The 5,724-nt window shown below is 33.5% G+C and carries 7 protein-coding genes; all 7 read left to right on the top strand.

The genetic code is table 11. The features are described 5' to 3' along the window. The first annotated feature begins 37 nt into the window (after nt 1-37). The 7 genes from IGI47_RS14005 to IGI47_RS14035 all read left to right on the top strand — a co-directional run bounded on the left by IGI47_RS14005 (nt 38) and on the right by IGI47_RS14035 (nt 5,704). The gene (locus IGI47_RS14005) at nt 38-1,384 is read left to right on the top strand and encodes a hypothetical protein (RefSeq protein ID WP_438784558.1); all 1,347 of its coding nucleotides are present in this window, start codon (nt 38-40) and stop codon (nt 1,382-1,384) included. Nucleotides 1,385-1,731: 347 nt separating this feature from the next. Beyond that, nucleotides 1,732-2,421 carry a hypothetical protein gene (locus tag IGI47_RS14010; RefSeq protein WP_438784559.1) on the top strand — a complete coding sequence of 230 codons (690 nt, stop codon included), beginning with the start codon at nt 1,732-1,734 and terminating at the stop codon, nt 2,419-2,421. 703 nt (nt 2,422-3,124) lie between these two features. Continuing rightward, nucleotides 3,125-4,114, top strand: a complete 990-nt coding sequence (locus IGI47_RS14015; protein WP_438784560.1) for a protein rep — start codon at nt 3,125-3,127, stop codon at nt 4,112-4,114. 82 nt (nt 4,115-4,196) lie between these two features. Beyond that, entirely contained in the window at nt 4,197-4,379 is a 183-nt protein-coding gene (locus IGI47_RS14020; RefSeq protein ID WP_438784561.1) for a hypothetical protein, read from the top strand. Between the two features lie 142 nt (nt 4,380-4,521). Beyond that, the gene (locus tag IGI47_RS14025; protein WP_438784562.1) at nt 4,522-4,800 is read left to right on the top strand and encodes a hypothetical protein; all 279 of its coding nucleotides are present in this window, start codon (nt 4,522-4,524) and stop codon (nt 4,798-4,800) included. Beyond that, nucleotides 4,781-5,380 (top strand): hypothetical protein, encoded by a 600-nt coding sequence (locus IGI47_RS14030; RefSeq protein ID WP_438784563.1) that lies wholly within the window; start codon nt 4,781-4,783, stop codon nt 5,378-5,380. The genes IGI47_RS14025 and IGI47_RS14030 overlap by 20 nt, the downstream gene beginning before the upstream one ends. An 18-nt stretch (nt 5,381-5,398) precedes the next feature. Further along, a complete protein-coding gene (locus IGI47_RS14035) occupies nt 5,399-5,704 on the top strand; it encodes a hypothetical protein (protein ID WP_438784564.1) in 306 nt (101 codons plus the stop codon). The last annotated feature ends 20 nt before the right edge of the window (nt 5,705-5,724 follow it).

The following is a 5,724-nucleotide window of genomic DNA, read 5'->3' on the forward strand; positions in this document are numbered from 1 at the left end:
TCTTCGGAATGTCTATTTTTTTATTAGGAGATGTTCTATGAAGAATAAACTATTTGTTTTAATTGCTATTTTTTTTGCTTTTTTTAGTTTTGATAAGGTTCATGCGGATACTGCCACTTTGAGTTTTTCTGATGCTCCTACGATTTCCGATTATAAGAGAATTAGAGGACCTGGAAATTTGAAGTATGTGCTTTTGGGACTTGCTGGTCTGGCTGTTGGCGGTGTTGCTGTTAAAAACTGGGACGAGCTTGAAGAAAAAGGGAGATCGATTGGTATTGGTCTTACAGCTTCTGAGATGGCTGAATTTGTTTTTGAGAATACCACTGCTGTAGCTTTTACTGCTTTTAGTTATAGTTTGATTCAAAATGCTTTGAAACAAGATTATGTAGTTGAAAATAAAAATTATTTTGATGGTTCGGGGTTTTATAAACCTTTAAACGCCGCAAGTATTCAAGCAAATGATGGTTTTTATATTGATTTGGCGAATCTTTTTGGCGCTAATATAGCTTATCTTACTGCTAGACCTATTGCGAATGGTTTTGAAGTGGATTCTGATGGCAATATGTGGATGAATACTCTCGAATTGACTGTTAGGTCTGGAGGCTTTTCTCAGTATACGCCTGAGATTGGTTTTGTTTCTACTCCTGCAGCGAATCCGCTTGGTGCTTTGCGTGTGATTACTACTACTCCTGATTCGGTTACTTATGGTTTGACTACCACTGGAACAACTAAAGATTTAACGTATTTGAAGGTGAAGCGTGGTTATGATTCTATTGATTATCCTATAGGGGTTTTAACAGGATTAGATATAGATGTCCGTGTTGGAACTATTACAAAGACGTTAGCTGGTAGTGGTACTCTTGCGAAAGATGTTGCCATTGGAACTCAGTTGACTTTTGATGAAACAAAACCTATTACTCAAACTGGTGTTGTTGATGGTGCGTTGGTTGATGATATTGCAATATCCACGCCTATCGAAAATGTCGGTACTGGTGAAGGTGCTGGTTCTGATGCTGATGTTGATGTTGGTTCTGGTGTGATAGGTGGTGCTATTTCTGGTATTTTGACATGGCTTAAGGATTTTTTTGTTCCTGATTTTGACGGGATACAAGACTCTTTTTCTGATTTTATTGATCGCTTAAAAGATAAATTTGATTTTATTTTTAAGTTGATTGATTACATTAAATCTTTGTTTTCTAGTAAAAAATCTTTATATGATTTTTATGTTGTTTATCGTGGAGAAAGGTTGTACCCATTTCCTAGAAGCTGGTTTGGTAGTTTTGTTCCTGTTGTTAGAAATGTAGCGAATATTTTTGTCTTTTTGTGGACATGTATCACGATTTACAAGCGTCTTGTCGGGGAAGGTGATGTTATTGCTACTTAAAATGTTTGTCGATTTTTTTGTAGGTATTTTAAATTTTATTGTCGGTTTGTTTCCTACGATAAAATTTCCTTCCGCAGAAGAATTGAATTTCTCGGCTTTTTCGGATACTTTGGCATATTTTGACACTTTGGTTAGCTTTAAGCTTGTTTTGTCGTGTATTGCTGCGATTGTTGTTGTAGACAATTTAGGCTTTCTTACACGTATTCTAAGATTTATTTTGAGCAAATTCTCGCTTGGTTAATATTTTTTTTCGCGGGGCGCATGGGACGCGCGAGCGCCCCCGCGCACGCGAAAAAAATATAACCTGCGAAATTGCTCAAATAATTTTGAAAGGTGGATAAAGTAAATTGAAACGTGAATTTGAGATTTTGTCGAATCAAAATGTATTTGTTAAGTTGTTTCGATTTTTTAAATGTAAAATCAAAGATTTATTTGATCATGAAGAGCGGAAAAGATTTAAAATGTATGGCTTAACGATTTTTGCGGGGATGCAAGGTAGTGGGAAAACAATGAGTTTAGTTGAACAGTTAGAAAGGATTAGGAAGAAGTATCCTGATGTAGTGATTTGTACGAATTTTGGTTATATCCATGAAGATGTCTCTCTTGACTCATGGGAACAGATTTTGACTCTTCGCAATGAAGCGGGGATAGTATTTGCAATTGATGAGATACAGAATGAATTTGATGTTTATGATACTCGGAATTTTAGTTCTCGTGTTCTTGCGGTTGCGACGCAACAACGAAAACAACAGATAAAAATATTTGGTACGAGTCAACACTTTAGTCGTGTGACGAAACCTTTACGTGAACAAACCTTTGAAGTGGTTGAATGTTATACGGTAGGAGGCTGGTGGACGTTCCAGCGTTGTTTTAATGCGAAAGACTATGAAGACACCATAGGGCGCCCAGAAGCCCGTAGAAAGCTCCACAGGAAGTGGAGACGTAATTTTGTACAAACGAAAAAAATCCGTGAATTATACGATAGTTATGCGGTGATTAATAAAATGATTGCGGCTGAAAAGGAGAATAAAAAGTGATAGAGAACATTACATTTTTAGTTTTAATGTTTGCGTTGGCTTTAGTACCGAGCATGATGAAGGAGTAGATATATGGCGCTGTCAATTATAAATGTCTGACTGAGCGGAGCGAGGGAATTTATGCATTGACAGCTACAAACGATATCCCAGACCCTTAAATTTCTCTCTTTGGTATGAAATGCCGAAGAGAGCTGCCTACCGGCGAGGGTGCCCCTCGAGAACGAGGGGGTGGGGAGTTGATGGTTAAAATAAAAGTGTCCCTTGTATACACGAACAAGGGACTAAAAAAGATATTAGGCTAAATATTTTTTTAAAAATAAGGGATAAAAAAATGAAAAAAATGTGTATGTCATTATATTATTTGTTTTATTTTCTTTGTTTTTTGTTTTATTTATATTTTTATTTTTTTTGAAAAAAGAGAACCGCGTCTTCTAATAGGCGGTTAAATGTGGAAAGTTTACCCAATTTAATTATCAAAAAAATGTTTGTTTTTGAACGAGTGAAACTCGTTCTTCTTATCTTGATAATATAGGCAACTTAAATCTTACCTTCTTACATACAAAAAGAGCCCATAAACCGTTGTGGCTCAAGGGCTAGAGAAAAAAATAAACTTGCAATTCGGGGTAGAAAGTTTTATAGTGTTAATTGTCTAGAAAAACAAAATAAAAACTTCGTCCGTTGCAAGTTAGAAAGGTTTAAATTCATGGATAATATTAACGAAAAAAGCATTATAAGTCAAGAGAATAAAGCGCAAATAGATCATTTTGAAAATAAGAAAAAGAAAAACTATGAGTTTGTAAAATTCATGTTTGGGAAAGTTTCTGATTTAAGAATCGAAGCTATGGATGATTGTGGGGCTCATTTGCAATTTTTAGCAGATGCAAAGAAAGAAAAGCACCGTTTGAAGTCTGGTTTCTTTTGTAAAAATCGTTGGTGCCCGTATTGTGCTTGGCGCAAAGCGCGTAAAGATGCGACGAAGCTTTCGGTTATTATGAAAATGATGCGAGAAAAATATAAATATGATTTTCTTTTTGTTACTTTGACAACTCCAAATGTTCCGGCAGATGAATTGGAAAATGAGATTAAATTTTTTAATCAAAGTTTCATGAAAATGATGAAGCGTAAAAAGATTCGTGGTTGGGGAGAAAATCGTCATGGAACTCCTTTTTCTGGTGTAGTAAAAGGGTATGTGAAGAAAATCGAGGTTACTTATAATAAAGAGCGTGATGATTATAATCCGCATATACACGCAGTTTTTGCAGTTCGTAAAAATTATTTTACAAAGAATTATATTAATCAATCTGAATGGTTAGATCTTTGGCGTGATGTTACTGGTATGCCTGAGATTACTCAGTTTCATGTTAAGAAGGTTAATATGGATAATGTTGATAAGGCTGTTCTTGAGGTCGCAAAATATTCTGCGAAAGATTCGGATTATTTGATTAATCAAGAAGTTTTTGACACATTTTTTACTGCAATGAAACATAAACGTTTGCTAGTTTACGGTGGTTGTATGTATGATTATGCGAAAATGTTTGAAAATGGTGAATTAGATGATTGGAAAACGGTTGATAGCACTGATTATGTTTATTTGATGATTGCGAAGTTTAATTATGATTCTATGCGATATGAAAAAGAGTATAGGGAAATGAGTTTAGAGGAACAATTTTTAGAAAAGACTAGATTTTTATGAGACCCAACTTATTGTATTAGGTTGGGTTTTTTTGTTGTGTTATTATTAACAAAAAAAAATCATTTTTTTTGAGGTGATTTTTTTGGGACGTAAACCTTTGGATTATGAAAAAGGAAAACGAAATGTAAAGGTGAATATAGACAATGTTTTAGTTGATAAAGCTAATGAGATGAATCTTAATTTGTCTAAAATTTCACGTGATGCTGTTTTTTATATTGTTAATCAAGCTAGTGATGATGAACGTAAAAAGTATTATAAAAAATAAAATATTTTTTGTTTTTTCTGTTCAAAAAAATAAAATTTGTTTATTTGATTTTTTGTTATTTTTTTTATATTATAAATACGACCCAGAAAATTTGTTCGTTTATTTTTTGAGGTCTATTTTATAATAAGAAGGATGGATTAATATGAATGAAGTATATGAACAAGTAGAGTTAGTAGGATTTCACAATTATAAAGTAGATGGTGTAGATCGAGCAAAATTGAGTTGTTTAGTTCCTTATCCTGTGAATGAAGGATTTGGGAAGAAAGTAGCTTATGAAATTACTGAGAATCTTGCGATTCTTTCTAGTTTTACTCAAAAAGTGCCTTGTGAGGTTACTTTAGTTAAGAAAATGACCCGTAACTATAAAGGTTTTTTAGAGCTTGAATTGGTGGGGATTTTAGATGGATGGAACAGAGAATAATATAATTCAAATTCCTAAGTTAAAAGATGCTAGAGCAGGTTTTCAAATTGATACGACAGATTTTGACAATTTATTGAAACAGGAAGGATTGTCGAATGATACGCAAGCCATAATACAGGCTCAAAAGTATAATTATATAGCTCTAGTTGACTTTTCGATGAACCATGACTATTGGATGAGAAGTTATATATATCCTTATATTTATCAATCTTCAAATTTTATGGATATGGTTTATTCCGATCAATTAACTAAATTAAAAGAGTATTTTGTCTCTTTTGATGAATTTAAAACTGAATATTTTAAGGAGGTGCAGGCTTCTGAACAATCTAGAAATGACTTGTTAGAAAAGGTTTCAAATTTATCTAGTAATACTGAGAAGATTTCGGGGGAAAACTTTAGTATTTTAGATCAAAAAATAGGATCAATACAAGCGCAAACTTATATTGATCCTGAAGCTCAACAAATTGAAATCGGCTTTCAAACTGCTGGCTATATTCTGATTGTTTTTATTATACCACTTTTGATTGCAGGTTTCTCTATTTATAAAATTTATCAATCTATTTTGAAATCAATTTTTTAATTAATGGAGGAATATTTTATGCAAAATTTGAAAGAAAAAGTTATGAATGCAAGTTTTAAAACACGTTTATTTGTTACTGGTGCGGTAGCTTCTGTTTCTACTTTAGGTCCTGCAGTTTTTGCTGATGAATCTGTTTCTGCAGGTGCTAGAGCTGTAAGATCTGCTTCTACTGATGCTGTCACAGCTACGTTGACTGAAATTAAAACGGGTGCTACTGAGGTTATTTCTGGTGGATTACCAATTCTTCTATCTGTTGGTGGGGTAATTGCTGTAGCTTTTGCAACTGTTAAAATTGCAAAACGTTTCTTCGGTAAAGCTGTTTAATCGAATAACTGAATAGACAT

The organism is Enterococcus sp. AZ191 (assembly GCF_051713845.1).
GTDB lineage: Bacteria > Bacillota > Bacilli > Lactobacillales > Enterococcaceae > Enterococcus_B > Enterococcus_B durans.